Source organism: Haliscomenobacter sp., assembly GCF_041740695.1.
GTDB lineage: Bacteria > Bacteroidota > Bacteroidia > Chitinophagales > Saprospiraceae > Haliscomenobacter.
In genome coordinates this window covers 16,597-42,959 of sequence record NZ_JBGSLK010000125.1, presented here as the reverse complement: position 1 = coordinate 42,959, position 26,363 = coordinate 16,597, and the positions used below count along the sequence as shown (strand labels likewise).

General features: G+C 46.3%; 19 protein-coding genes. 10 read left to right on the top strand and 9 right to left on the bottom strand.

Annotation, left to right across the window (positions count from 1 at the left end):
• Positions 1-258 precede the first annotated feature (258 nt).
• Entirely contained in the window at positions 259-3,492 is a 3,234-nt protein-coding gene (locus ACEW9O_RS25420; protein ID WP_373553035.1) for a tetratricopeptide repeat protein, read from the top strand.
• Here the strand turns inward: ACEW9O_RS25420 and ACEW9O_RS25415 are convergent.
• On the bottom strand, positions 3,489-4,793 hold the full coding sequence (locus tag ACEW9O_RS25415; RefSeq protein WP_373553034.1) for an alpha/beta hydrolase family protein: 1,305 nt from the start codon (positions 4,791-4,793) through the stop codon (positions 3,489-3,491). The two genes, ACEW9O_RS25420 and ACEW9O_RS25415, sit on opposite strands and share 4 nt — an antisense overlap.
• Before the next feature lie 232 nt (positions 4,794-5,025).
• Between ACEW9O_RS25415 and ACEW9O_RS25410 the strand changes: the two genes are divergently transcribed.
• Both ACEW9O_RS25410 and ACEW9O_RS25405 read left to right on the top strand, forming a co-directional pair.
• Complete coding sequence (locus ACEW9O_RS25410; RefSeq protein ID WP_373553033.1) at positions 5,026-5,793, top strand: energy transducer TonB; 768 nt, start codon at positions 5,026-5,028, stop codon at positions 5,791-5,793.
• Positions 5,794-5,942: 149 nt separating this feature from the next.
• Entirely contained in the window at positions 5,943-6,986 is a 1,044-nt protein-coding gene (locus ACEW9O_RS25405) for an LLM class flavin-dependent oxidoreductase (RefSeq protein ID WP_373553032.1), read from the top strand.
• Here the strand turns inward: ACEW9O_RS25405 and ACEW9O_RS25400 are convergent.
• Both ACEW9O_RS25400 and ACEW9O_RS25395 read right to left on the bottom strand, forming a co-directional pair.
• Positions 6,943-8,106: a DUF5009 domain-containing protein gene (locus ACEW9O_RS25400; RefSeq protein ID WP_373553031.1), complete on the bottom strand. Its 1,164-nt coding sequence runs from the start codon at positions 8,104-8,106 to the stop codon at positions 6,943-6,945. The two genes, ACEW9O_RS25405 and ACEW9O_RS25400, sit on opposite strands and share 44 nt — an antisense overlap.
• A 256-nt stretch (positions 8,107-8,362) precedes the next feature.
• Positions 8,363-8,602, bottom strand: a complete 240-nt coding sequence (locus ACEW9O_RS25395) for a DUF433 domain-containing protein (protein WP_373553030.1) — start codon at positions 8,600-8,602, stop codon at positions 8,363-8,365.
• 46 nt (positions 8,603-8,648) lie between these two features.
• Here ACEW9O_RS25395 and ACEW9O_RS25390 point away from each other — a divergent pair, with 46 nt between their 5' ends.
• Positions 8,649-8,891: a hypothetical protein gene (locus ACEW9O_RS25390; protein ID WP_373553029.1), complete on the top strand. Its 243-nt coding sequence runs from the start codon at positions 8,649-8,651 to the stop codon at positions 8,889-8,891.
• Here the strand turns inward: ACEW9O_RS25390 and ACEW9O_RS25385 are convergent.
• On the bottom strand, positions 8,874-9,227 hold the full coding sequence (locus tag ACEW9O_RS25385) for a hypothetical protein (RefSeq protein WP_373553028.1): 354 nt from the start codon (positions 9,225-9,227) through the stop codon (positions 8,874-8,876). The genes ACEW9O_RS25390 and ACEW9O_RS25385 overlap by 18 nt on opposite strands.
• A 659-nt stretch (positions 9,228-9,886) precedes the next feature.
• On the opposite strand from ACEW9O_RS25385, the gene ACEW9O_RS25380 reads away from it, so the two are divergent.
• Positions 9,887-10,345 (top strand): (2Fe-2S)-binding protein, encoded by a 459-nt coding sequence (locus tag ACEW9O_RS25380; protein ID WP_373553027.1) that lies wholly within the window; start codon positions 9,887-9,889, stop codon positions 10,343-10,345.
• A 2-nt stretch (positions 10,346-10,347) separates the two neighbouring features.
• Complete coding sequence (locus tag ACEW9O_RS25375; protein ID WP_373553026.1) at positions 10,348-12,537, top strand: molybdopterin cofactor-binding domain-containing protein; 2,190 nt, start codon at positions 10,348-10,350, stop codon at positions 12,535-12,537.
• A gap of 233 nt (positions 12,538-12,770) precedes the next feature.
• Here ACEW9O_RS25375 and ACEW9O_RS25370 read toward each other — a convergent pair whose 3' ends face one another.
• Both ACEW9O_RS25370 and ACEW9O_RS25365 read right to left on the bottom strand, forming a co-directional pair.
• Positions 12,771-14,765, bottom strand: coding sequence for a hypothetical protein (locus ACEW9O_RS25370; protein ID WP_373553025.1), 1,995 nt, complete (start codon positions 14,763-14,765; stop codon positions 12,771-12,773).
• A 64-nt stretch (positions 14,766-14,829) separates the two neighbouring features.
• Entirely contained in the window at positions 14,830-15,075 is a 246-nt protein-coding gene (locus tag ACEW9O_RS25365) for a hypothetical protein (protein WP_373553024.1), read from the bottom strand.
• Between the two features lie 236 nt (positions 15,076-15,311).
• Between ACEW9O_RS25365 and ACEW9O_RS25360 the strand changes: the two genes are divergently transcribed.
• A complete protein-coding gene (locus ACEW9O_RS25360; protein WP_373553023.1) occupies positions 15,312-16,280 on the top strand; it encodes a D-2-hydroxyacid dehydrogenase in 969 nt (322 codons plus the stop codon).
• 455 nt (positions 16,281-16,735) lie between these two features.
• Entirely contained in the window at positions 16,736-18,013 is a 1,278-nt protein-coding gene (gene nhaD, locus ACEW9O_RS25355; protein ID WP_373553022.1) for a sodium:proton antiporter NhaD, read from the top strand.
• 197 nt (positions 18,014-18,210) lie between these two features.
• On the opposite strand, the gene ACEW9O_RS25350 is transcribed toward nhaD, so the two are convergent.
• The 3 genes from ACEW9O_RS25350 to lysM all read right to left on the bottom strand — a co-directional run bounded on the left by ACEW9O_RS25350 (position 18,211) and on the right by lysM (position 20,921).
• Positions 18,211-19,587, bottom strand: coding sequence for a sensor histidine kinase (locus tag ACEW9O_RS25350; RefSeq protein ID WP_373553021.1), 1,377 nt, complete (start codon positions 19,585-19,587; stop codon positions 18,211-18,213).
• 11 nt (positions 19,588-19,598) lie between these two features.
• Positions 19,599-20,291, bottom strand: coding sequence for a response regulator (locus tag ACEW9O_RS25345; protein WP_373553020.1), 693 nt, complete (start codon positions 20,289-20,291; stop codon positions 19,599-19,601).
• A gap of 159 nt (positions 20,292-20,450) precedes the next feature.
• On the bottom strand, positions 20,451-20,921 hold the full coding sequence (gene lysM, locus ACEW9O_RS25340; RefSeq protein WP_373553019.1) for a peptidoglycan-binding protein LysM: 471 nt from the start codon (positions 20,919-20,921) through the stop codon (positions 20,451-20,453).
• Positions 20,922-21,117: 196 nt separating this feature from the next.
• On the opposite strand from lysM, the gene secDF reads away from it, so the two are divergent.
• Together secDF and ACEW9O_RS25330 are read left to right on the top strand one after the other, a co-directional pair.
• Positions 21,118-24,222, top strand: a complete 3,105-nt coding sequence (gene secDF / locus ACEW9O_RS25335; protein ID WP_373553018.1) for a protein translocase subunit SecDF — start codon at positions 21,118-21,120, stop codon at positions 24,220-24,222.
• A 148-nt stretch (positions 24,223-24,370) separates the two neighbouring features.
• Positions 24,371-26,359, top strand: a complete 1,989-nt coding sequence (locus ACEW9O_RS25330; RefSeq protein WP_373553017.1) for an OmpA family protein — start codon at positions 24,371-24,373, stop codon at positions 26,357-26,359.
• Positions 26,360-26,363 lie beyond the last annotated feature (4 nt).

The window sequence follows — 26,363 nt, the reverse complement described above, 5'->3', positions numbered from 1 at the left end:
ATTTCTGAGGATAAGTGTCCCTGGGTCGAATTATTCAAAACAATTTGAGCAGCTTGCCCTATTGAAAAGACATAAGGAGTGCTTCCAAGCACACAATAATTCAAAGCTTAGCATTATCTTTACAGGTGATCCATCTAGGAAGCAATTACTCATTCGATCTTTAACCAGCCTGCATTGTAGATGAGAGCTTTTTTTATCCTATTAACCTTCATGCTCCTGTCTTTGCTTTCTAGTGGCCAGTCCACAGAAATTGACAGTATGGAGCAGTTGTTACCCCGTCAAATCGGTGTAAAACGGCTCAATACTTTACTTATCCTTGCGTATCAACTTTATGGTTACAATATTGAGGATGCACATCGATACGCCTTAGAAGCGCTCAAAGAGGCCAAAAAAAATAAGAACAAACCCGGAGAAAAACATGCCCTAACCCTCATCGGAGAATACTACTACAATCTCAGTGACACAAAAAAAGCGCGCGAATTTTTACGACAAGCAGATCAAATCAGTCTGAAAGATGGTGGAAAATTGTATACGGCGTACAACTATGTCATTGCGGCGAATATTTATCTGGGGGAGGCCAATATCGATTCTGCTAAAGTTTACTTCCAGAAAGCAATTAAACTACTAGAATACGAGAACAACTACGAAATAAAGTATTATAGCTATTTCTGTTATGCCAGTCTGTTGTTTGATCAGAATCAATTGGATGACTCTAAGAAGATTTTAGAAGATCTTTACGCAAGCGCTGTAATCAACAATGCAACAACAAACCAAGCGGAATTGCTTACTGAACTTGGAGTGATAGAAAATAAAAGAGATGAATACAAAAAAGCCTATGCCTATCTGATGCAGGCCGAGCCATTGTTGCCCAAAAACACCTATAGTTATGTGAAATTTAATTACCTCTATCACCTTGCCAATATCGAGTTCAATATGGGCAATAATGCTGCTGCAATTACCCAGCTCAAAGCAGTACTTTCCATCAAAGAGATAGAACAATACGAAGACATTAAGGCGGATATGAACATTTTGGCGGGGAAGATATACCTGGACCGTGGCGAACTGCATCAAGCGCTTAAATACTATCTTGAGGCAGTGGCGATCTTTGACCGGCTCGGCCTGCGGAGAGATTTGGGAAAGGCTTATTGTGATGTTGCCTGGCTTTATTTCAAACAATACAATGATCAAGAATGCGTCAATTTTGTCAATAAGGCTTTAGAAATCGCAACGGCTATTCATGATGATTATGGGATTGCACGGGCTCACTCTATGTTGGGTTCACTTTATACCGCACAGGGAAAATATGAAAAAGCAATCCGTGAACACGAATATGCATTGGGCCTCAGGCAAAAATTGCAGTCTAGGTCTGGGATTGCTGACACCTACTATAATCTTGGCTCTATATACGAAAAAAGTGGCCAAATAGATCGCGCCATATCTTACGCCAATAAAAGCATGGAAATAGATAAGGAGCTGGGCAATGTTGTAAACATAGGAATGGGGTATAAAAAAATCGCCTCCTTGTCCATTTTAAAAAAGGATTATAATACTGCTAAACTATTTCTAGATAAGGCCCTAGAATTGGCAAATCAAGCAGCTTTGACCGAATTAAGGAGAGACGTAAATTTACTATTTGCAAAATTACATGAAAAAACGGGGGATTTACAATCGGCGAATGAATACCTCTATTCAGCTATCGACGCAAATGATAGTTTGTACAACATTGGCAGTGCAGAGAAAATCGCCGAAATAAGGGGGTTGTTTGACCTTGAAAACATTGAATTAAAAAGCAAACAAAGAGAACAAACTTTGATACTAAAACAGGTCGAAATAGATAGTCAGCACGACTATTATATCATGGCTGTCATTATTTTAATATTGGTAAGCATCTCATTAATCGTTGGTGCATTTTTATACAATATAATTAGAAATAAGAATATTAAATTGCGCGAAGAAATTGCCGAACGCAAAAATGCTGAGGCCCAAATCCTGCAAAGCCAGGTGTTGTATGAAGAAGCACAAACCATTGCCAAGGTTGGTAACTGGGAGTACAATTTGTTAAGCTCGGAATTGCATTGGTCTAAAGAAACGTACCGCATTTTTGAGCTAGAGGATTGCCCCAATGCGGAATTGTACGAGGCGTGGCGTAAAAAGTGTCATCCAGTAGATCTAATCAAACTGGATGAGGCAATACAAAATACCATTCATTCCGGAGAGCCTTTCTATGTCGAACATCGTGCACTTTTTAAAGACGGCAGGATAAAATACATCGCTTGTATCGGCGAAGCAATCAAGAATGGTGATGGCCAGATCGTGGGAATAAAAGGGACCGATCAAGACATTACGGCTCAAAAACAAGCTACCATTGCTAAATCTGAGTTTTTGTCGAGCATGAGCCACGAGATCAGGACGCCGATTAATGGCGTAATTGGCATCGCTAACCTACTGATGGAAGAGCAGCTTAGCCCCACTCAACGGGAATATGTAGATACCCTGAAATTCTCTGCTCAACATTTGTCCAGCATCGTTTCGGATATCCTTGATTTTTCAAAAATAGAATCGGGAAAGCTAGTTTTTGAACGTATTCCTTTCAATTTGGCCAAGGTAGCTACACATGTATTCAGGCTTTTTGAAAACAGTGCCAAGGATAAATCCATCGGCTTGACATTTATTCCAGATCCGCGCATCAAACATCTATTAACTGGCGATTACGTCCGCCTGAGTCAGGTACTATCCAATCTTTTATCCAATGCCATTAAATTCACGGATAGAGGTTCCGTGAAATTTGCCTACACGCTACTGGAAGAAACGGAAAGCAGTGTATCGGTGAAATTCACCGTAAAAGACACCGGGGTTGGGATTCCTGAGCAGCAAATTGAACAAATCTTTGACAATTTTGCGCAAGCCGACGTGAGTACTTCCCGAAAATATGGCGGAACAGGCTTGGGGTTGACCATCAGCAAAAAACTGATTGAACAGCAGGGCGGAACAATTTCTGTGGAAAGTAACGTGGGCCAGGGATCCATTTTTTCGGTGGAAATGAAGTATGAGAAACAGGACATCCTACCCGCACCTATCGTCGCAAATAATCCAGCGAAACAAGCCATGAATCTGCGCGGGATGAACTTTTTAATCGCTGAAGACAACAACGTAAATGTGCTTGTCTTAACTGCTATTTTAAAAAAATGGGAGGCAAAATATACGGTTGCGCAAGATGGTCAAGAAGCGATTGACTTCATGAAAAAAGATGATTTTGACGCGATCATCATGGACATTCAAATGCCCAATGTGGATGGCAAAGAAGCAACCCAGGTGATTAGGCAATTCAGCGATGATCGAAAGCGCAACATCCCCATCATTGCTTTTACGGCTGAGGCGTCTATGGAATTTCATCAAGAATATTTGAACTGCGGTTTTAATGATTGCATCACTAAACCATTTAAGCCGGAGCAGCTGTACAACATTTTAAAAAAGTACCAACCCTTGGGTTAATTCGCGTCAGCGTGCCTCAATTCCAGGCCAATCGAAGTTCTCGGTTTAAAACCTTTCCAAATGCCATCAACCGCTTTTTCCTTGAGCTGGAGGTATTCCCCCAGGTCTTGTTTTTTCAGATGAATGCCCAAAAAGGCGGTGACAAAATGCTGATTGATGTTGTTGATGCGGCGCTGATCCCACACCGAGTCCGCATAACGCAGGTATTCATCGATGGCTAAACCTTCCGCGCTAGCTTCAGGGGGAGCAGGATTGGGCGCTACGTTGTGGCGTGCGTTTTGATAAGTCAAGAGGTATCGATTGGCATTTCGAGCACCGTCATAGATGGCTTTGATGCCTTTTTCATACTTTGAAATGTCGTCTTCACTGCCCGCTATAAAGAACGTAGGTCGGGTCAAACCGGCCAGGCCAGTCGAGTCCCAGGCGCCACTGTTCATTCCCCAAGGCGCAAGAGCGACCACTGCTTTGATGCGCTCATCCTGGGTTTTGGCATAGGCTGCGGAACCTGCCAAACGTTCGGCCAAGGCTTCACAACCCCCACTCATGGACTTGAACAATTGGAATGCATTTTTGCTGAATCCAGCCCCCGTGGCATTCAATGCACCATACCCACCCATGGAGTAGCCAATCAGCCCGGTGTTTTTGGCATCAACCAAACCTGCTAAAAAACTTCCACTGCCTTTTTGACTCAGCCGATCCATTTCATCCAATACAAACAACTGATCCAAGGGGCGGTGGTAGAGGGTACTATGAAAAGGTGCCGCATCGCGAAACGTTGACTCAGTATGGTCGATGGCAGCCACCACGTACCCTTTTGAGGCCAGGTTTTCAGCCAGATAGGTCATCAAATAACGGGATCCCGTATACCCATGCGACAAAATGACCAGAGGATAGGGTGCTCCTTCGGTTTTGGGCACCGCTTTGCGCAAGCACCGGCCTTTAAAAGTAAAGGGTTTCAAGGGGCGTTTGGGGTCATTAAAATTACCCATCACTTCCTGGTACACTTCTATTTCTTTTTTCTGGGCTGGAATCAAGGCGGGATACCAAACTTCTACCGTGAGTGGGCGATCGTAGGTGGGCGTTACGCCGTCTTTGTGTTTCAGCACATTGAGCTGATTTTTATGCAGCAAACTAATGGTTTGAACGCCCACACTGTATGCCCCACGCTTGGCCAATTCTGGCGCATCCGGCAGCAAATCGCCATAAATAAACCCGGAATCGGTCGATTGTGCAAAAAGGATGAGGGTAAAAGACAAACAAAACAAAGTAGAGAGCAGTGTTTTTTGGACCAAATGTGTCATTGAAGCAAATTTTCGAGTGAGGATTGAGCAACGAGCTAAAGATAAAAAATGTTTGAGTGGGGGCAATGGTTTGGGTTTTAAGTGCAGAAGATTTGTGTCAGCAGGGTACCCTGTTATAGAGTTGTTAAGCGTAAACAAAACATGCGCAGAAGAATGATTTTTAAGTTATCTTCGTGCGTGCTGGTCTGATTTTTTGGGCGAGCGCATGATTGATTAACCAACAATTTTCCGTATGAAAAACAGACAAAACAAACTAATTATACTTCTTTCCATCATTCTGGCCTTTCCTAATCTCGGCGCTGCACAAGGCAATTCAGCTGCTCAGTTGAGATTTGAAGTGAGCAAAATCAATCCTTATGTCTTTGTTACAAAAGCAGCATTAAAGGAAGCCAACAGCTTAACTGATCTCAACCGGCATTATAAACCATCCTGGATAAAAGAATTTATTTCAGTGGACATATTGACCACTTATCAAGGAGAAATGTTGAAATCTGTCAGTAAAAATGACATCCTCAGCCAAGAACAAAAAGATAGGATGAATAGGGCTGATGCAGGCACGAACATTTCGGTTAAGGTTAAATACATACCGGAGAACACATTAACGCAGAATGATCCTAAAGAATTCGATTTTACATTTACGGTTGATCCTGAAAATAAAGCTGAATACCCCGGCGGGCAGCAACAATTGATAAAATACTTGCAGGAAAAAGCAATTGATAAAATTCCCGCTAGCAGTTTCACGAATTATGATTTGGTGACCGTAAAATTCACCATTAGTGAAGAAGGGGCAATAATCAATGCCCACATATTTGGTTCTGAATACCAAACATCCAAAGATGAAAAAATAGATAAGTTATTATTGGAAACGATTCAAAATATGCCATACTGGAAGCCAGCAGCATACGCTGATGGCACTAAAGTAAAACAGGAATTTGTACTCACTGTCGGAAACATGGAAAGCTGTGTCATCAACCTTTTAAATATCCAGAGAGCGGAATAATGTTCTTCACTGCTTTACAGGAAAAGAAGCTTCGCGTTTGTTAAACTATTCTAGGCTACCTCAGGTTCTATCAAAATCAAATGGGCGTGCTCCACTGGTTTAAGCGCTGTTCCTTTTGATTTGAATAGTTTTACAACAAACAATATACAATGAAGCATGTTCCGGTATCGGTGTTAGAATTAGCGGTGGTTTCAGAAGGGGACAATGCAGCTACAGCAATCAGGAATACAGTTGAAGTGGCTCGGCATGCGGAATCGCTCGGTTACAAAAGAATCTGGCTAGCCGAGCATCACAACATGGAACACATTGCCAGTTCGGCTACGGCGGTGTTGATTGGGCACCTTGCCGGAGCGACAGCAGGAAAAATCCGGGTAGGTTCTGGCGGCATCATGCTGCCCAATCACAGCCCTTTGGCGGTAGCCGAACAGTTTGGAACGCTGGCAAGTATCTATCCTGGCAAAATTGATTTAGGGCTGGGGAGAGCTCCAGGAACCGATCAACTGACTGCCCTGGCCTTGCGCAGAAACAATGGGTACATTGAGTATGATTTTCAAGCCGAGATTTTGCAATTGCAAAAATATTTCAGCACCGACAACAAATTTTCCAAAGTAAGGGCCTTTCCAGGCGAAGGGGTAGAGGTGCCCATATGGATTTTGGGTTCCAGTACCGACAGTGCCTACCTTGCGGCCAGTTTGGGCTTGCCCTATGCCTTTGCAGCCCATTTTGCACCAAGAATGTTCAAGACGGCTATAGAGATTTACCGAAACAATTTTCGCCCCTCTGCACAACTCGCAACACCTTATGTAATGGCGTGTGTAAATGTGCTGGCTGCCGATACGGATGAAGAAGCAGACTTTTTGTCTACGAGCCTGTACAAAATGTTCCTGGGCATCATTACCAATGAGCGAAAACCTTTGCAAGCCCCGGCACCGTTGCCGGATGTTTTTAAGAATCCCGAGGTACCGCAGGCCATCCAAAGCATGATGTATTACACTTTTACAGGGAGTAAACAAACCCTGCAAGGCAAATTATCTGCCTTTGTAGCCGAAACAGGTATAGATGAATTGATGATTACCAGCCACATTTATGATAAAGCAGCAAAGCTTAAATCGTTTTTGATTGTAAGTGAGGTGATGAACAACATAGTACTCAAATCTTCAAACCAACCTGCACCCGATTCAGTAAGCCTGTAAATTGAATAACCAGCAGGGCAAAGAGTAGTGATTTCAGTAGCCCAAGCACACCATCCGTCAATGCCGCTGGCAAACTCCAGCCCAATAGCGCCACAAAAGCATACGCAAAATAAGGCATCAGATAGCAGGTCAAGGTACTCGATCCCGCTGGAGCAATGAAAACTGCCCAGCTGGTACGCCCCTTTACATCCGCAATAAAATGCAGCAGCACAAAGGCCAGGATGCTGATTCCGGCGCAGATGGTCGTCCAGGAAGGTGTGGCGCGAATTTTTGAGATGCCCCATTCGGGTCGGGTGGCGAAACCAAAAGCAATCAGCAGTATGGCTAATCCAATCAAACTCGGAATCAGCAGTTTCAATTGATCTTTGGCTGCTATTTGAGTATAAATCACCGTGGTCAATACGCCCAGCAGTACACTGGCATAATTGGATGCACTGATCACCAATTGGAAATCGAAACCCAACAATCGAACAAATTCGTTGACATTGAGCAGCAGCAGCACGATGCAAGCTACGCCCAACCACCACACTTTGTCCCCAATCCACAGGTAAAGCAGGGCAACCAGCAAATACGCCCAGCCAATCAAACCCAAAATACCCCACCAATGGATCATCATCCAATTGCCCGACGCACCCTGGTAAATGGAAGCCAGAAAAGCCAAAATGATCCAACCCAAAATTTTGAGCAAAACAGTCGGAATGATGCCAAAGGCCATTGAACTCCGGTAATTGTTCCAAATGAGCATAAAGGCCAAAGCCATCAAAATTTGCCAATATTCCTTGCGAATGAGCAATTGGGCCGCATCGATGTTTTCCAGGTTGACCATGAACAAGCCCATGACCAGCAACGCGAAGCTTCTGCTGAGAATGTGCAGCATCACCGAGCCTTTGGATGCTCCTTTTTCCAACCTCGCCTTCAATGCGTGGGGAATAGACAGGCCTACAATGAATAAAAAAGCTGGAAACACCACATCAGATAAGCCCATTCCATCCTCCTCCGCGGCGGTATGTAGTAGCCAGCGGGGAACATGGGTCAAACTCCAGAGGTCGTTGACAAAAATCATGAGTAGCATGGTCACTGCACGGAGGATGTCGATGGAGGGTAGGCGCTGGTTTTTCATGGTTAAAAATAGAAAAAACGGGGTGGAAATGAGTATGAATTGTAGGGGTGGGCTTGGGGATAATAGTCAAAATTGGCCACGACGAGAGTAACCTGATCTATTTTAAGGTAATTGCACCTATTACTCAAATGTACGTATTCTTAATTTTACCTTTTCGCCATGATTTTCGCCAACAATCAAAAAAGGCAAAGAAAGGACAGGATTAATTCAACATCGATGTTTTCATCTGTTAGATATTTCAAGTCTTTGATGCTGATTATGCCGCCGTCTGTACTTCAATAATGATTTCGTTTTTGGCAAAACGTGCCGCATAACGAATAGCCTCCATTACCAAATCAGCATTAAGCAAAGGGTGTTTCGCGGCGATGACCTCCACGGTGCCTCCTGTACCTAGCCATTCCATAATGAGTTCCACGCTGATGCGCGTGCCGATAATACAAGGCTTGCCACTGAGAATTTCTGGATCAGAAACAATATGAGAAAATGGATGCTCCATGCGGTCTAGTTTTTTATCAAATTTAGGGTTTCGTGGGTAAATTTAAGTGATTGTACGTTATCGTGCTGACATTTTTGTGCAAGTTTTTGTTCAGGTTGCCATTGCGGTCGTAGGTCATGGAGTTGTCTACAGTAGGCAAATTGCCATTGAAGCCACGGGACGTAGCATCGCCAGCGGTGGTCAGGAAATTGGTGCGGTGCCCCGCATGCTCATAAGTGTAGCTATTGGTGATGCTGAAACTGCTAGCGAGTACTCCTTTTTTGTCCTGCGCTTAGTACCTTTTTTTTAGCCTTATTTTATCCACAGGTTTAATTCCTTTGAATTCTTCGACGCACCAGTCCGTCGCAAAGGGGAAAAAGCGAATTGAAATTATTTCTCCCACTGAATCAACAGACATGGCATCCACTTTACATTCACATTCTTTCCCCTTGTAAGTATATTTAATAAAAGCCGTCTTAAACCAGAATCTATCAACTACGCCTGTTGTTTGATTTCCAAATATGGATAAAACTGGGTCAAAAATAATACCTCCAATTAAGACAAAGAAACCAAAAATCAAAACAATTTTGACAAAAGTATTTGGTTCTTTGTTTGGGTCTTTAGAGATTAATCTCCATGTGTTCATACTTAAGATTTATAAATTGTTAACTACGTAAGTCAGTTTAACAAAGTCTGTCATCTAAAATCTGATCTGCCGCATTGAAACGATTATAGAACAACTTTGTTAAACTGACCTAAGGAACTCCAAATCACATGCAACTAATTTCTTCTTAGGTTTTAGCTTGATTTTATCAAAATCTCCCTATTTCAAGCCATAAGTCGCAACAAGATTTAGCTAGTGTTTTTCTTCTTTCGGCTTTTTCGCCAATAACTGAAAAGTTTCAGCAATAGGCAATGGTATTCTTATTGGCTGATTGTCAGAACCCGCTAGATCAACTCTTATTCATTAGCCTTTAATGCGCAACCCAGGTTCAACGTCTCCAGACTTGTACCAGCGGTAGCGCGATGTTTTTTTGGCCGCAGTTGGAAGACTTGTGCTAGCGGGGTACGATAGTTTAATCCCCATGCTTTGATTTTTCAGAAACAAAAAGACCTAGCGCTTTTACATATTGAGATATGCAAAGTTGGAGGAGGAGCAAATTGTCACACACTGACTCAAAATATCACTTTTCAACCATTTCCCCCAATCTTTCCCCCCATTTGCCCAATCCCTTACAAATCCCTCACCCTCAATCCTTTCTTAAACCCCTAAAAAGCCTTATCTTAGCCCACAAACCTAATATCATGGCCACCTACACGCTCACCATCAATGGTGAAAAAAAGACGCTGAATGCCGAGCCCGATACCGCCCTGCTTTGGGTATTGCGCGAACACCTGGGGCTCACGGGCACCAAATACAGTTGTGGTAAATCCTATTGCGGCGCCTGCACTGTACACCTCGACGGGCAGCCCATTCGCGCCTGTGTGATGCCCATTTCTGCGGTCGAAAAACGCAGCATAACCACCATTGAAGGGCTTTCCGCCAATGCAGATCACCCCCTGCAAAAAGCCTGGCTCGAAGAACAGGTCGCGCAATGCGGCTATTGCCAATCCGGCCAAATCATGCAAGCCGCTGCCCTGCTGAACGAAAAGAAAAAACCTAGTCGGGAAGAAATCATCAGCCACATGAACGGTGTATTGTGCCGTTGTGGAACCTATATGCGCATCCTCAAAGCCATTGAACTGGCTGCAAAAGAAATTTGACCATGAGCAAGAGCAACACACCCTCCTCCCCTGCCCTCTCCCGGCGCAAGTTTCTTCGTGCTGCCGGAGGCATTACCTTTGCTGTAACCGCTTCGGCCATTTTGCCCAAATGGGCAACCGATGGTTCCGAAACAGCATTGACCAGCGAAGACAAAGGCCCAGCCATCAGCGCCTGGGTACACATCCGTCCCGATGGCCGCATCACCATTTACAACCCTGCTGCGGAGATGGGGCAAGGTTCCATGACTGCCTTGCCGGCCATTTTTGCCGAAGAACTGGACGCCGATTGGTCGAAAGTACAGATCGAATACTCGCCCATTGAGCCCAAAGTGTACGGCCCTGGTGCCTGGGGCGGGCGCATGATGACGGTGGGCAGCCGAGCGGTTTCGGGTTACTACGAGAGTTTGCGGCAAGCCGGAGCGCAAGCGCGCTTTGTGTTGATGGACAATGTGGCTAAAAAATGGAATGTGCCGCTGGCTGAACTGAGCACCGAACCCAGCATGGTCATTCACCGCGCCAGCAATCGCAAGATCAGCTATGGCGAAGTGGCCAGTTTTGCCACCATGCCTGAAAAAATGCCCCAAATCCCCGCAGCCCAATTAAAAGATCCCAAAAATTTCCGCCTGATCGGCAATCCCGACATTGAACGCTGCGACATGCCCGCCAAGGTAAACGGCAGCGCCAAATACGCCATCGATGTGCGCATTCCGGGCATGGTTTATGGCGCAATCAGCCGATCACCTGTGAATGGTTCCAAACCAACCTTGCTCAACGCAGCCGAAATCCGCAAAATCAGTGGGGTGATTGACCTGGTTACCCTGGGGCACGGCATAGGTGTAGTCGCCGACACCCTTGAAAAAGCACTAAAAGTCAAAGCGCAACTCAAAATCCAGTGGAGTACGGGTGCAAAAGCCGCCAGCCACAACAGTGAGCAAGCCTATGCTGAATATACCGCTTTGGTCATGGATGAGAACCGCAAGGGTCGCAGCCTGGAAACCAAGGGTGACCTCAACAATGCGCTCAAAGATGCCAGCAAGGTATACAGCGCTACTTACAAAAACGACTACCTCTACCACGCGCAAATGGAGCCGCTGAATGCCTTAGTTGCGCTTTCACCAGATGGCAGCAGTGCCGAGGTCTGGTGTGGCTCCCAAGCCCCGGATAGCGCTAAAGCCGCAGCAGCAAGGGTATTGGGGCTCGACGAGTCCAAAGTCACTCTTTACCCGCATTACCTGGGTGGAGGTTTTGGGCGGCGTTCCAGTACGGATTACGTTGAGGAAGCTGCTGCATTGGCCAAAGCCGTGCGCAAACCCGTCAAACTACTCTGGACGCGTGAAGATGACCTGCAATACGGCCAATACCGCCCCATTTGCCTGCAATACCTGGAGGCTGGTGTAGACCAAGCTGGAAACATCAGCGCCTGGAAATACATCATTTCAGGCACGGGGGACAACCTCTTGGCCAGCGGTGCCGAAATGCCTTTTTATACCCTACCTGATTTATCGATTGAATTGCGCGCTGTAGATCATGGCATGCGCACCAAGCACTGGCGTGCCGTAGGGCATGGCCCCAACAAATACGCCATCGAAGCCTTTATTGATGAAATTGCCCACGATCAGAAAAAAGACCCTTACCAGTACCGCCGCCACCTGATGCGCAACCATCCGCGTGCTTTAAAAGTGCTCGAAACCGTAGCCGAAATGGCAGGCTGGGGCAAAAAACTACCCGCAGGTCGGGCAATGGGGATTACTTTTGCGGAGCGCAGTGGTAGTCCCGGCGCGGGGATTTGTGAAATCTCACTTGATCGCAGCACAGGAAAAATTAAGGTGCACCACATCTGGGCGGCGGTGGATGGCGGGGTGATTGTACAGCCAGACAATGCCAAGGCGCAAACGGAAGGCTCTCTTCTGATGGGTTTGAGCAGCATATTTTACGAAAGCATCACGATCAAAAATGGGGAGGCGCAGCAGTCGAATTTCCACGATTATCCAATCTTGCGCATGGAGGATGTGCCTGAAACCTTGGAGGTGAAGTTCATCGACTCGCAGGAGGCGCCTTCAGGTTTGGGTGAAGCAGGATTGCCCTTTATTGGGCCAGCGGTAGCGAATGCGTTTTTGGCGCTTACGGGCAAAGCTTTGCGGCATATGCCGTTTACGCCGGAGAAGGTTTTAGCGAAGCTAAGTGAAAAGTGAAGAGTGAAGAGTGAAGAGTGAAGAGTGAAGAGTGAAGAGTGAAGAGTGAAGAGTGAAGAGTGAAAAGTGAAGAGTGAAGAGTGAAGAGTGAAAAGTGAAGAGTGAAGAGTGAAGAGTGAAGAGAATCCGCTTTCACTTTAATTCCAAACTTTAAGCTCAGAAAAATCAATCCAAACAGTTGAAAAACAACTGCTGTACCAGCTTTTCACTTTTCACTCTTCACTTTTCACTCTTTACGGTTTTATTTCATCCATCAAACAACTCGTCCCCCCATTGGCCAGGGACAAACCTTTCAAACGTTGAATGATGATGAGCATCTTTTCGCGGTTGATTTGGAAGCGCTGAATCAAGGCCGCCAGATCTTTTGAACTTAAGGTGGTATGGTCTTTACCTGCAATTTCGTTATAGGTATTCACCGTGCGGGTGAAGTCTTCCCGATCTTGTTTGATCGAAGCGAACATCATTGGCGAAATGGTAGTAGAATCCTTATTGGCTTTGATGTAGGCATTGAGGCCGTTCATGATGTTTTCAAAACACTCAAGTTTACTGTAGTAGCCCGCTGAAATGTCCTTGTATTGGCGGATGTTTTGCTCGTAAGTAGCGTTTTCGATGGCGGTGATCTTCTCCCCTACCCTTTGGCCACAAATCTGGCAAGTCGGATACACCTGGCTGGCACGGGTCAGCAACCAGCTCTTTTTGGATTCCATATCGAGGCGGGGATCGGGCGAAAAATCTGCTTCAAACAAGGCCGTTTCCATCTCCTTGAGCTTGCGCAAAGTCAGGTCATAGGTTTCCAGAGCCTGGATTTCTTTCGGCAGCTTGCCCTGGGTTTCGATCTGTTTCACCCGATCGCGATAATATTCCAGCATTTCGATGTCATCGTAAATGTGGCGCGGAGAGCGATTGGTATAATTGTAAGGGCCAGGATTGTTGAGCAGGTAAGTGGCTACCGTCCGCGCTTTTTGCATCAGCTCGGTGCCAAACCACAGGTCGACGTCATTGTTCACGTTGCTGTACAAGCGGGTATATTTCTCCCGAATGATCGGCTCTTGTTTTACCAGTTTACCCAATTCTTCCTTGCGCAATTCATTGACGTGGAAGTACAATTCAATCACTTTGGAATAAGCCAACCAATCGGGGTATTTGGTATTGAGGCTGTTCTGGAAACCATCCATTTGTTTGTTGAGTTCGACGGCCAACTTCATGATTTCCAGAAAGGATTTTTCCACTTCACGTTTTTCCGAGTTTTGGATTTTGCGGAAGTCTTTGGCTTTCTTCTCGATGTATTGCTGGTTGTAGGCCATTTGGGAGTGGTCGGTGTTGTATTCCGCTTTGGTACTCACCACCAACAGGAATGGCGCAGTTGAGGTATTGACCATCTTCTTGAGGTCGTCGACCCGGCTGGGTTTGGCGTTATTGAAGAACTTGGAACGCACCGGTTTTTCTACATCCCAGTGGATGCGGTACAAAATGGCCGAAATGACCTTTTCTTCGTACAAACCACTCAGTTCCTTGTTCAGCAACTTGATGTAAAACTCGCTAACGATTTTTTGCGGATCTTCCAGGTTGCCCATCGACTTGATGCCTTTGTCCACCTGCGGAATGATTTGATCCGTAAGGGCTGAAAAAGTTCCCGTGATGGGGTTTTTCAGAATGCTGGTAGCGGTACGGCCCAGGTTGAGGGAAATTTCGGCGGTTTTTTTCCAAAATTCATTGGAATTATTGCCTTTGAAGGCTTCAAACTTGACCTTGGCTACGATGTCATTTTTCAGGTTGTCGTCGGGAATATTTTCCAAAAAACGACCACCGTATTCCACCAAACGTTGAGAAATGGCGGGATTGCGCACATCGTGAATCATCAGGGGGATGGTCAAAGTGTTCGCTTCGTTGACGGGGTCTTTGATGTTCACCGCCAGGTACATGTACTGCGGGTAGTCCCCTTTTTTGAGTCCCACGTCTTTTTTCTCCCCTTTGTTCAGGCCTTCTCCCTCAAAAATAGCCTGAAGGGCCGTCGGATTGAGGAGGTAAACGTAGGCGGAATTAAGGTTGTAATCAGAAGACACCGGCACAGGCGTCGTCCAGGTTTCTACCTCAGATGCGGTAATGGAAAATTGAGCGAAAAGAACCTGTACACTGAACAAAAACAGCAGTGTAGTAGAGAACAATGATTGAGCGAATGGAAGTCGCGGTGTTCCACGCTTGGCTGGAAAAAATACTTTAACAAACATCGATGTTTATGTTTTGAGCTTATAGCGATTGGTACAATGGAGTTAACGTTATCAAAGGTAAAAGTTACATGTCCGAGGGTTTTTCTTTTTGAAAGTGACGAAAAAAAAACAAAAGCCCCCAGCGAACCAGCAACAACCAGGGCAAAGCATGCATCGTCAGATCGACCCAATCCAGCCAATATTGACCTTTGGCCCCATCGCGCAGCCAGATCAGCTTGCTGATGATATGGGGTTGAGGGGTAAAGGGTGCCAAACCCAGGGTAAGACAGGCCAGTACCACAAATTTCCAATCATTTATGGCTTGTTTCATGGGACGGTTTTTGGAGAGTTGAGGGAGGTTAAGGAAGGTTGAGAAGGTTTAGGCTACCGCGAGCGGCTTTGACGCGACCTTGTCCAAGTCGCTTGCGGTAGCCTAAACCTCCCTAAACCTTCTCAACCTCCCTCAACTTTTACTAAATTTCATCATGCAGAATAAATCTGAACTTTAAATTACGTCTTTTTCAGTAAAAATCCCTTTTTTTACTTGACCTAAATCAGAAATACAAGATGATTGAGCAACCCAACATTGTGGTATTGGATGGACATACCCTCAACCCGGGGGATTTAAGTTGGCAAACCTTACAAAACCTAGGGAGTGTAACGGTATACGATCGCTCCAGCAGCGATGAAGTGGTGCTTCGATCCAAAGCTGCCCAGATTCTGGTGGTCAACAAAGTGCCGATCACGCGCGAGCACATTGAACAATTGCCTGAATTACAATGCATTTGTGTAAGTGCCACTGGGTACAACAACATCGACCTACAGGCTACCCGCGAGCGCAGCATTTGTGTATCCAACGCTGTGGGCTACGGCACTTTTTCGGTAGCTCAACATGTATTTGCCTTGCTGCTTGAACTGAGCAACAATGTAGCCCTGCACCACCAAAGTGTGTTGAATGGCGACTGGAGCAATCAGCCCGATTTTGCGTACTGGAAAAAACCCTTGATCGAACTCAATGGCAAAACCATGGGAATTTTGGGTTTTGGCCGCATTGGTCAAAAAGTAGCCTCCATCGCGATGGCAATGGGCATGCGGGTAATCGCTACCCACCGCCACCCTGAGCGCGATGCCTTGGTAGGGGTGACTTTTGTACGCATCGAAGACCTTTTTTCCTCCAGTGATGTGGTCAGCCTGACGGTGCCACTTAATGACAAAACCCATCAAATCGTCAATGCCAAATTGCTTGAAAGGATGAAACCCAGCGCTTTTTTGATCAATACCGGTCGGGGAGAATTGATCAACGAAGCCGATTTGTTGCATGCGTTGCAAGAAGGTAAATTAGCTGGTGCCGGGCTCGATGTGTTGGATGGTGAGCCCCCACGCCCCGATCATCCCCTCTTTGCCTTACCCAATTGCATCATCACCCCACACCAAGCCTGGGCTAGTCGGGAAGCGCGCCAACGTTTGCTCAACATTACAGGCACCAATGTAGCCTCCTTCTTGCGGGGAAAACCTCAAAATGTGGTCAATTTATAACTACATGTTTACAGGAATTTTAAGGGCTTTTTAATCTGCTTTTAAGGGGAAATTCCTGCTTTGAGCGTAACATTGCAATCCGTCCAGTTTTCAGTTTAGGTCGATTACTCAGCCAATCAGGCTGATTTTAAGATAAAGGCAATAGTTATTTACCACATTGATTGTACAAAAGGGGTCATCGTCGATGACTCCCTTTTATTTTAAACCATAACCACATGAATACAAGTGCACTGATCATGATGCTTACTACCCAAGTCATCGTAGCTGGAGCCTGCGGGTTCTTCTTCTACAAAATCCTAACCACCAAACAAAACCAAGAGGAAGAATAATACCAGGTTTTTTTTTCGTTTTTAAATGTCCACGACTTAAGTTTACAGCCATCTTAGGGTAGCCCATGCTCGCGCTACCCTCTTTTTTTATTTATGAGAGCTTGTGTAAGCTCTAAAATCCCAAACATGGAGCTACTGACTATTCTAGTTTTTGTTGTAGGCTATCTGTTGATTACTTTAGAGCACAATGTGCACATTGACAAAGCGGCCACGGCCATTATTACAGGGGTATTGTGCTGGACCTTATACAGTCTTTCCGGGGTTGAAACCCACCACATTACTGAACACCTGGGGCATCATCTTTCCGACATTGCGGGAATCCTTTTTTTCCTGATTGGGGCCATGACCATTGTGGAGCTCATCGATGCACACCAGGGTTTTGAAGTCATCACCCAACAAATCCGCACCCGCGACAAACGACGCTTATTGTGGGTGATTGGCATCCTTACTTTTTTCTTGTCGGCCATTCTCGACAATTTGACCACCACCATCGTCATTGTGGTGTTGCTCAAAAAACTCATTTCCAGCCCCAAAGATCGCTTGTACTACATCGCGGCCACCATCATTTCGGCCAATGCGGGCGGAGCCTGGTCGCCGATTGGGGATGTCACAACCACCATGTTATGGATTGGCGGGCAACTATCTGCAGGCAATATCGTCATCAAGTTGATTTTGCCTTCGATTGCGGCATTGATTGTTCCGCTGTTTTTGATCAGTTGGAAGCTCAAAGGAAGCCTCAAGGAGATAACAAAGAACGAGGGTAATCCAGAAAAAGAAATCCATCCAGGAGAGAAAAAACTGGTGCTCACTTTAGGGGTCAGCTTATTGCTCATGGTGCCGGTTTACAAAATGATTACCCATCTTCCTCCTTACATGGGTATGATGTTGGCATTGGGCATTCTTTGGCTCACCACCGAAATCATCCACCGCGAAAAGCCCCATGAGCACAAACAATCCTTATCTGTCCTGCATGCTTTACAGCGGATGGACATGCCTTCCATCCTGTTCTTTTTTGGCATTTTATTGGCCGTTTCGGCACTCGAAACGCAAGGGACCCTGCCCAGTTTGGCACGTTGGCTCGATACCAGCGTGGGCAATATGGATGTGGTGGTCATCATCACTGGGATACTTTCGGCTATTGTCGACAATGTACCCTTAGTGGCTGCGGCCATGGGCATGTACTCATTGGCGGATATTCCAGCAGATAGTCGTTTTTGGGAAATGTTGGCCTTCTGTGCGGGCACAGGCGGGAGTATGCTCATTATTGGCTCGGCGGCGGGTGTAGCAGCGATGGGTTTGGAAAAAATCACTTTCGGCTGGTATGTACAAAAAATCAGCTGGATTGCGCTGTTGAGTTATTTTGCGGGAATTGGGGTGTATTTGTTGCAAACAGCGTTATTTTAAAAAAAGAGGCACAGTTGAACTACTGCGCCTCTTGCCATGACGGAACCCATTGGAGACCTGTACTGGTCAAAAATGAGATTGGATTAACAAAAAAAGAACCGAATGTAGAAAAAATTGGTAAGACAAAATTACCTGAGTTCGTTTTAAGATACCTTAAAATAAACTTAAAATCCCTTTAAAATCAAAGTTTTGCAAGATTAGACTGGCAAACGAACCTCGAATACACTCCCTTCTCCCGGGCTGGACTGCACTTGCAGACTGCCATCGTGCAGTTCGATGATGCGGCGGCTTAGTGCCAAACCAATGCCATTGCCCTGGGTTTGGTTTTGGGCATTGGATGCCCGATAAAAAGGCCGAAAAATATACTCATGTTCAGCAAGGGGTATACCAATGCCATCGTCAGCAAAAGCGATGTGGACTTCTTTGCTGGTGAATGAAATCTGGATTCTTACATTGTGGTTTTGGGAGAATTTGCAGCCATTTTCCATCAAATTGATGAAGGCGGTGCGCAAAAGGGTCTCGTTGCCATTGACATTGAGTGAAGCCTCTTCCTCCGGCAAATGATCATATTCAATGCTAAAGCGGTAATTGGGGTGGGCCTTGACCAAGTCATTCTGAGCATTGAGCACCATTTCATCCACCCTGACCGGGCGAAACAACTGCTTTTGTTTTTCCAAACTGGATTGCGCCAGCACCAATAGGCCATTGGACAATGCAATCAGTTTTTGGGTATCTTCATTCAAGGAATGTAAAATCAGTTGGTATTCCTCGGGGCTGCGGGCCTTACTCAACACCATTTGGATTTGGCTGGTCAAAGCCATCAGTGGGGTACGTAACTCGTGGGAGGCGCTGGACACAAACTGGCGTTGTACGTCGAAGGCTGCTTCCAGGCGGGTCAACATCTGATTGAAATTGCTAGCCAACAAACCCAATTCGTCCCGGGGGTTTTCGATGGGCACTCGACGATTGAGGTTACCCGCTGTAATGGAGCTGATTTCTGCATTCATCTTGGTGATTGGAGCCAACACTCGGCGGGAAAAAAACAAACCCGCCAGCAAAATGATCAGCAGCCCAATGCTAAAGCCCTGCCAAAGCACCCTGCGCAAATCTTTGATTTGGGCCCAACCATAGCGGTCTTCAGCTGTGACTAAAATCACAAAATTGCCAAATTTGAGGTCTCGGTAATGTAAACCTACACATTCGTTTGCTCCAAAATGGCTCTTGTAATCGGTGTATTGGCGGGTATCGGCAATCATGTACTTTGGAAAAATAGCCACAGAATCTACTTTGCGATTCCGGGCATAAATCAAATTGTCTTCATAATCGTATATTTCTATGGTTTCATTAAAAAGTGAGCGAGCCGAATTTTTTTCAATGATCTCCAACAAGTTCCGATCAATTTCCTCTACCGTAATCAACAAACGTGCGGTGGTCAGCGCACGGGTACCCAGGCGGAAATAGAACTCTTGTTGACGATGGTACTCAGAAAGAGAATATATAATCAGGGAAAACAAAAGCAAAATTCCCGCCGAAAGGAGTACAAACTGAAGACTAAGCTTGAGGCGGATGTTCATGCAGCGGTAATTCAGTTGGCAGACAGGTAATATCCCATGCCGGGTTTGGTATGGATTAGTTTGGGTTCGTAGTGGCGATCAATTTTTTTGCGCAAAAAATTAATGTAAACCTCTACCACATTGGTACCCGAATCAAAATGGAGATCCCAAACCTGTTCCATGATGTCATATTTAGAAACAACCCGACCTTCATTTTTGATCAAAAATTCCAATAAGCCAAACTCTTTTGGTGTAAGTGGAATCAAATCCCCCGCCCGGTATACGTTCTTAGTGTCCAGGTTGAGTTCCAAATCAGCAACCTGAAGCAGGTTGGAAGGTGTAATGGGATTTAGGGGAGGGTGGTTTTTTAACAACACACGCATGCGGGCCAATAATTCCCGAAAATCAAAGGGTTTGACCAGGTAGTCATTGGCACCTGCGGCGAAACCGTTGAGTTTTTCGTCCATACTTCCCAAGGCAGTGACCATGATGACGGGTAAATCGGGCTTGTTTGCCCGAATCGCCTGGCAAACTTCAACACCATCTACAAAGGGGAGATTTAAATCGAGCAGTACCAGCGCATAGTCGTTGGTCAAAGCCAAATGGCGCCCCACCGCACCATCCGGTGCTACCTCCACCCCAAATTCATGCTCTGACAACCATTGTTGAATAGAGCTGGCAATTTTGGGTTCGTCTTCCACTAAAAGAATGGGTGTTTTCTCCATTATACTAGTTGTCTTCAGTTCATGAGGGTTCAAATTTGAAGATCGTTTGGCTAATACGCATTAAAATGGGCTTAAAATTTGAACAATGGAAAGAGCTCGTACCAAGAGTTTGGTACGAGCCCTTTCCAAGTCCTGTTTTTAATCTTGAGACTCCCGGTTTTACAACTGCGGAATCCGCAGCACCTGTCCCGGATAAATCAGGTTTGGATCTTTCAACATCGGTTTGTTCGCTTCAAAGATCACTGGGTATTTCAATGCATCACCGTAGTGGGCCTTGGCAATTTTGGAGAGTGAGTCCCCTTTTTTTACCTCATAAAAGGTTGCCTCGGGTTCGGGTTCGATCACCGTCATGCGGTCATCTACCTGCTCAATCCCTTCCACATTGCCCAAAGTCAGGACGATTTTTTCTTTGTCTGCTTGGGAATTGACTTCGCCAAACACGATCACGGTATCTTCTTGCAGGTCTACAAAGAAGTCTTTTACCTCAATGCCCAAGTCAGCAACTGCACTACGCAGTGCTTCGACATTGGTTTCGTGTACTGCTTCGGCTTCTTCTGGCTTGGTTACCTCTGCTTTTTTGCGATTGAACAATTTAGCGCCAGCATTTTTCAAAAATGAAAAGAGTCCCATGGTGTTTTGGTTTGATTGGTGGTAGAAAATTTTCTGCTCCAAATATAGAAAGAAAACGGCAATGCCCGGTTTTTGGTTAAATCCTGAAATTTTATTTGCGTTTTCTGCTTTTGAGGCACTGTTTTTTTATAAAACAGCTTATATTTGCCCAGTTTTTTTTAGAAAAATCTTATACTAGCAAAGTAAACAAGAAGTTATGCAAGGAAAAGGACTGGTAAGGTTTTTCCTGATACTGATGACGATTGTCACACTATTTCAGTTTCTGCTGACGATTCCTACGACGACTGTAGAGAAGAACGCCGAAGCCTATGCCCTCAAAGCCAAGGCGAAAGCAGTGAAAGGCAAAAACGCCGCGTACAAAACTGCACGCGCTGCGTATTTGGATTCCATGTCTACAGAAGTAGTCTTTGATCTCAAAGGACTGAAAAAGTACACCTATCAGGATTTGAAGGGTCAACAGTTGGCGATGGGTTTGGACCTGAAAGGGGGTATGAGTGTGGTCTTACAAGTTGACTTGGAAGATTTCATCCGTAAACTTGCCTCTAACGCGAATAACCAAGAATTCGAGCGCGCTTTGAAAAAAGCCTCTTTGGATCAACGCCAAACGCAAGACAATTACGTAACGCTCTTCGCTAGAGCGTACGCAGAAACCAGTGGTGACAAGCCGCTGGCAAATTTGTTTTCTCGCACCGACGCCTTGAAAGAGGAGATCAAGTCTGGTGACCCCAACCAAAAGGTCATCAGTGTGCTGAAGGAAAAAGCGGATCAAACCGCTGAATTGACTTTCCGCTTGTTGAAAGAACGGATCGACAAATTGGGCGTGACCGGACTAAACGTATCTCTGGACAACGCCCGGGCCTTGATCCTGGTAGAATTGCCAGGTATCGACAACCCTCAGCGTGCGCGAGCCTTCTTGCAAGGTGCTGCTCGTTTGGAGTTCTGGAACATCTACCGCCTGAGCGACCCGATCAACCCAAATGCTTCGGCCAGCAAACAAATCATCGAAGGATTTATTGGCGCAAATGAGGCATTGGCTAAAACGATGGGTACGGGTAAAACCCGCGCAGACACCATTGGTTTGATAAAAGTTGACTCTTTGGGTAACCCATTGGCCAAAGCCAATTGGAAGTTCGACAGCATCACACAGGTGCCTGCCGACAATCCACTGCTGGAACTGTTGCAAATCAACACCCAGGGTCAGGCACCAGCCTTGATGGGGTATGCTGAAAAGAACAAAAAGGCATTGATCGATACGATGTTGGCAAAGCCAGAAGCAATGGCGCAGTTCCCTCGCGACCTGACTTTTGCCTGGTCGAAAGATCCAATCACCGATCCTACCACGAAGAAACCAACCAACGTATACGAGTTGTACGCCATCAAAAAAGAGGGCAACCGTCAGGAAGCTCCTTTGAGTGGTGACAATGTGGTACAAGCTTACGCAGATTCTGACCAGAATACCGGCAAAATGGTGGTGTCCCTGCGCATGGATGGTGAAGGTGCCAAAACCTGGGCAGCCATGACCACCAAGGCAGCACAAGCCAGCAACCGCGAAATTGCCATTACCCTGGACGATGAGGTCATCTCCTGCCCTGGTGTAAATGAGCCAATTACGGGTGGTAGCTCCCAGATTTCGGGTAGCTTCAACCTGGAAGAAGCCAAAGACTTGGCCAACCTGCTGGAAGTAGGTAAATTGCCTGCGAACACACGCATCATTCAGGAATCCGTCATTGGCCCATCCTTGGGTGAAGAGAACATTAGCAAGGGTTTCGGCTCTTTGGTGATTACTTTCCTGGCGATTCTGGCCTTTATGATGGCGTATTATGCAGGTGGTGGTGTAGTGGCTATTTTGGCCCTGATCATCAACATCTTCCTGCTGCTTGGTGCGATGGCATCCTTGGGAACCGTTCTGACGCTGCCTGGTATTGCCGGTATCGTATTGACCATCGGTATGGCCGTAGACGCCAACGTAATCATCTACGAACGGATTCGGGAAGAATTGCGCAACGGTTTGGGATTAAAAGATGCCATTCAGGAAGGGTTTAAACACGCCGCCAGAGCGATCATCGATGGTAACTTAACCACCTTTATTGTAGGTATTGCCTTGGCGACCTTCGGTTTAGGTCCCATCAAAGGTTTCGCCATCGTACTGATGCTGGGTATTGCAACCACCCTCTTCACAGGCATCCTGGTGAGCCGCATGATGATTGAGTACTGGACGGATACAAGAGGCAAGAGCATGAGCTTTAGCTATCCTTGGTCTTCCCATACCCTGCTCAACCAAAATGTGAACTGGATGGGTATCCGCAAGATTTCCTACGCCATTTCGGGTGCATTTGTCGCCATCAGCATCATTGCGATCCTGGTGCGGGGCTTTGACCTGGGGGTAGATTTTAAAGGTGGTTTTTCCTTTAACGTACAGTTTGAAAAAGCCGTTGATGCAGAAGCCCTGCGTCAATCGTTGGCGACGGAGTTTGGTAGCACGCCAGTGGTAAAAGCGGTAGACTCCGAAAACACCCTGAACGTGGTAACCAGCTATATGATCGATAGCCCGGCTGAAGATGCACAGGATCAGGTCACTGAAAAATTGTTTACCGGAGTAAGTAAAGTTGCCGGGGGCAATGTGGAAGTGGAAAACTTCAAAGCATTGGATGGTTCTGGTACCCACGTCACCAGTGCCAGCAAAGTAGGACCTACCATTGCCGACGACATTCAGCGCAGTTCCTGGAAAGCTGGTCTGTTTGGTTTGATTGGCATCTTCTTATACATCTTCTTGCGTTTCAGCAAGGCGAAGTACAGCTGGGGGGGTATCATTGCCTTGCTCCACGATGCTACGATTGCCTTGGGTGCATTTGCCTTGTTCCACGGCATTCTGCCCTTCAACATGGAAATCGACCAGGCTTTCATCGCAGCGATCCTGACCTTGTTGGGTTACTCCATTAACGATACGGTAATTGTATTTGACCGGATCAGGGAATACATCCACAAGTTCCCAACCATGAAGAAAGAAGACCTGATCAACGCAGCGATCAACAGTACCTTGAGCCGGACCATTGTCACCTCGATGACGGTATTCATCACGGTATTGATTCTATTTTTCTTTGGTGGCAACAGCATCAAAGGTTTTGCATTCGCCATGATGTTGGGGGTACTTTTTGGTACCTACTCTTCGATCTTTATCGCTTCTCCACTTGTAGCCGACTTGACTAAAGGCGACTACCTGGACGCAAAGTTTGCTTCACGCAGCACTGCGGAAGAAGATGGTAAAGGCAAAGGCAGCAGTAAAGCTGTAGCTAAAGTGTAATTTATTCTCTTGAATATACCGAACCGGTAGTTGAGTGTAAGCTTGGCTACCGGTTTTTTTTGTTTTTAGGACTCTGTAAGCTACCCGACCAATAAACTCTTCCACCCATTTCTACGTTTTTCTTATATTCCCGTCACAAAACGATCGTATGAAGGCTATTTTTTCTGTCATCAGTTTATCCTTGCTTTTTTTGCTTAGCGCATGTAGTGTTGCCAATCAGGTGCGCGACGGCAAAACCGCCTATGAAGCCAAGCAGTACAAAGTAGCCACCGGGCTTTTGCAAAAAGAGTTCAATAAGGCCAAAACCCGAATCGAAAAAGGGAAGATTGCCTACATGATGGGTCTGTCGCTCAAGGCAATCCACCAGAATGAACAGGCCATCGATTGGTTTCAAAAAGCCTACGACAACCAGGCGGGTACCGACGCATTGAGAGAAATGGCCCAAGCCCTCAAAATGGCTGGCCGCTATGCCGACGCAAAAGAAGCTTACAAAAACCTGGGCATTGAAATTGGCAGCCCCTATGAATACCGCAAGGAAATTGCCGCTTGTGACGTGGCGGAGGGCTGGAAAAAAATCAAAACGCCAGAATACAGCGTTGAAACCGCTACATTTAATACCAAGTTCGCCGATTACGCACCGGTTTTTTTCAAAGACCAGTTGGTGATCAGCTCCGATCGCACTACCGCGACCGGTGACAAAAAAGTCTACGCCTGGACGGGCAATGATTTCAGCGACCTCTTTGCTGTCAATCCCCAAACTGGCGATGCCAACAATTTCAGCGCAGCGTTGAATACCCTGGCGAACGAAGGCACGGCTACCTTTAATACCAATTTTACGGAAGTGTTTTTCACCCGCTGCACGGGTACCAAAAAGGAAGACCAGTTTTGCAAAATCATGTACAGTGTATTTGATGGGACTTCTTGGATTGCCCCCGAACCCTTGAGCTTCCAAACGGCAGGGGTTAATTATGGGCAACCTTGTTTGTCGCCCAATGGCAAACAGCTCTATTTTTCGGCCAATCATCCCGATGGTTGGGGCGGACACGATATCTGGATGAGTGAGCGGGTCGGTAGCGAATGGACCGAACCCAAACTCCTGCCCCGCTCGGTGAATTCACTGGGCAATGAGATGTTCCCCAGCATGGATCACGATACCTTGTATTTCTCTTCAGACACCCATCCGGGTATGGGCGGACTGGATATTTTTAAAACCTATCGCCTCAAAAATGGGGATTGGGCCCCAGTATTTAACCTCAAGCCCCCCATCAACTCCATGGGCGATGATTTTGGCTTTTTGGTGGACTACCAGTCCAAACGCGACTCGGGCGTTACCAGCATCGGCTATTTGAGCTCAAATCGAAACGATGGGCAAGGCAATGACGACATCTACACCTTTGAGCGTCGCTACGTGCCCCCTCCTCCCCCACCACCAGTGGCAGAACGCCCGAAAGAAGAACCCAAAGCGAGGCTGATTCTGGATGGTTTTGTATTGGAAAAAATCTTCCAGGATGCCAATAACCCCAATAGTAAGGTGCTTGGCCGCAAACCCCTACCCGAATCCAAGGTAGACATCAAAATTGGCAATAAAACCGAAACCATTACGGTAGATGCGGAAGGCCACTTCCGTTTGGAGCTTTCGGAAAACCTGGATTACAACTTCCTAGCCTCGCACCCAGGTTACCTCAACAACTCAGCAAAATTCTCGACCAAAGGCATCGCCAAAGACCCCGCAAATCCCGAACAAATATTTGAAATCGAGATCATACTGGATAAAATCTACCTGGACAAAGAGATCCGGCTGGAAAACATTTACTACGACCTGGACAAGTGGGACATCCGCGCCGATGCCCAACCGACCCTGGATCGATTGGCCGAGACGCTGAAATTGAATCCTAAGGTAAAAATTCAACTTTCTTCACATACGGACTGTCGGGGCACCGTTCCCTACAACGAAACCTTATCGCAAAAACGCGCCCAATCGGCCGTGGATTACCTCATCAGTAAAGGTATTGAGGCTCAACGGCTGGAAGCGCGGGGCTATGGTGAAGGGGTGCCTGAAGCGACCTGTGCTTGTGCAACGTGTAGTGAGGATGAGCATCAATTGAACCGGCGGACGGCGTTTCGAGTGGTGGAGTGAGGCT

Excerpts from the sequence above, each read along its gene's own strand:
- ACEW9O_RS25420 (WP_373553035.1), top strand. The coding sequence starts at position 259 with ATGGAGCAGTTGTTACCCCGTCAAATCGGTGTAAAACGGCTCAATACT.
- ACEW9O_RS25415 (WP_373553034.1), bottom strand. The coding sequence starts at position 4,793 with ATGACACATTTGGTCCAAAAAACACTGCTCTCTACTTTGTTTTGTTTG.
- ACEW9O_RS25410 (WP_373553033.1), top strand. The coding sequence starts at position 5,026 with ATGAAAAACAGACAAAACAAACTAATTATACTTCTTTCCATCATTCTG.
- ACEW9O_RS25405 (WP_373553032.1), top strand. The coding sequence starts at position 5,943 with ATGAAGCATGTTCCGGTATCGGTGTTAGAATTAGCGGTGGTTTCAGAA.
- ACEW9O_RS25400 (WP_373553031.1), bottom strand. The coding sequence starts at position 8,106 with ATGAAAAACCAGCGCCTACCCTCCATCGACATCCTCCGTGCAGTGACC.
- ACEW9O_RS25395 (WP_373553030.1), bottom strand. The coding sequence starts at position 8,602 with ATGGAGCATCCATTTTCTCATATTGTTTCTGATCCAGAAATTCTCAGT.
- ACEW9O_RS25385 (WP_373553028.1), bottom strand. The coding sequence starts at position 9,227 with ATGAACACATGGAGATTAATCTCTAAAGACCCAAACAAAGAACCAAAT.
- ACEW9O_RS25380 (WP_373553027.1), top strand. The coding sequence starts at position 9,887 with ATGGCCACCTACACGCTCACCATCAATGGTGAAAAAAAGACGCTGAAT.
- ACEW9O_RS25375 (WP_373553026.1), top strand. The coding sequence starts at position 10,348 with ATGAGCAAGAGCAACACACCCTCCTCCCCTGCCCTCTCCCGGCGCAAG.
- ACEW9O_RS25370 (WP_373553025.1), bottom strand. The coding sequence starts at position 14,765 with ATGTTTGTTAAAGTATTTTTTCCAGCCAAGCGTGGAACACCGCGACTT.
- ACEW9O_RS25365 (WP_373553024.1), bottom strand. The coding sequence starts at position 15,075 with ATGAAACAAGCCATAAATGATTGGAAATTTGTGGTACTGGCCTGTCTT.
- ACEW9O_RS25360 (WP_373553023.1), top strand. The coding sequence starts at position 15,312 with ATGATTGAGCAACCCAACATTGTGGTATTGGATGGACATACCCTCAAC.
- nhaD (WP_373553022.1), top strand. The coding sequence starts at position 16,736 with ATGGAGCTACTGACTATTCTAGTTTTTGTTGTAGGCTATCTGTTGATT.
- ACEW9O_RS25350 (WP_373553021.1), bottom strand. The coding sequence starts at position 19,587 with ATGAACATCCGCCTCAAGCTTAGTCTTCAGTTTGTACTCCTTTCGGCG.
- ACEW9O_RS25345 (WP_373553020.1), bottom strand. The coding sequence starts at position 20,291 with ATGGAGAAAACACCCATTCTTTTAGTGGAAGACGAACCCAAAATTGCC.
- lysM (WP_373553019.1), bottom strand. The coding sequence starts at position 20,921 with ATGGGACTCTTTTCATTTTTGAAAAATGCTGGCGCTAAATTGTTCAAT.
- secDF (WP_373553018.1), top strand. The coding sequence starts at position 21,118 with ATGCAAGGAAAAGGACTGGTAAGGTTTTTCCTGATACTGATGACGATT.
- ACEW9O_RS25330 (WP_373553017.1), top strand. The coding sequence starts at position 24,371 with ATGAAGGCTATTTTTTCTGTCATCAGTTTATCCTTGCTTTTTTTGCTT.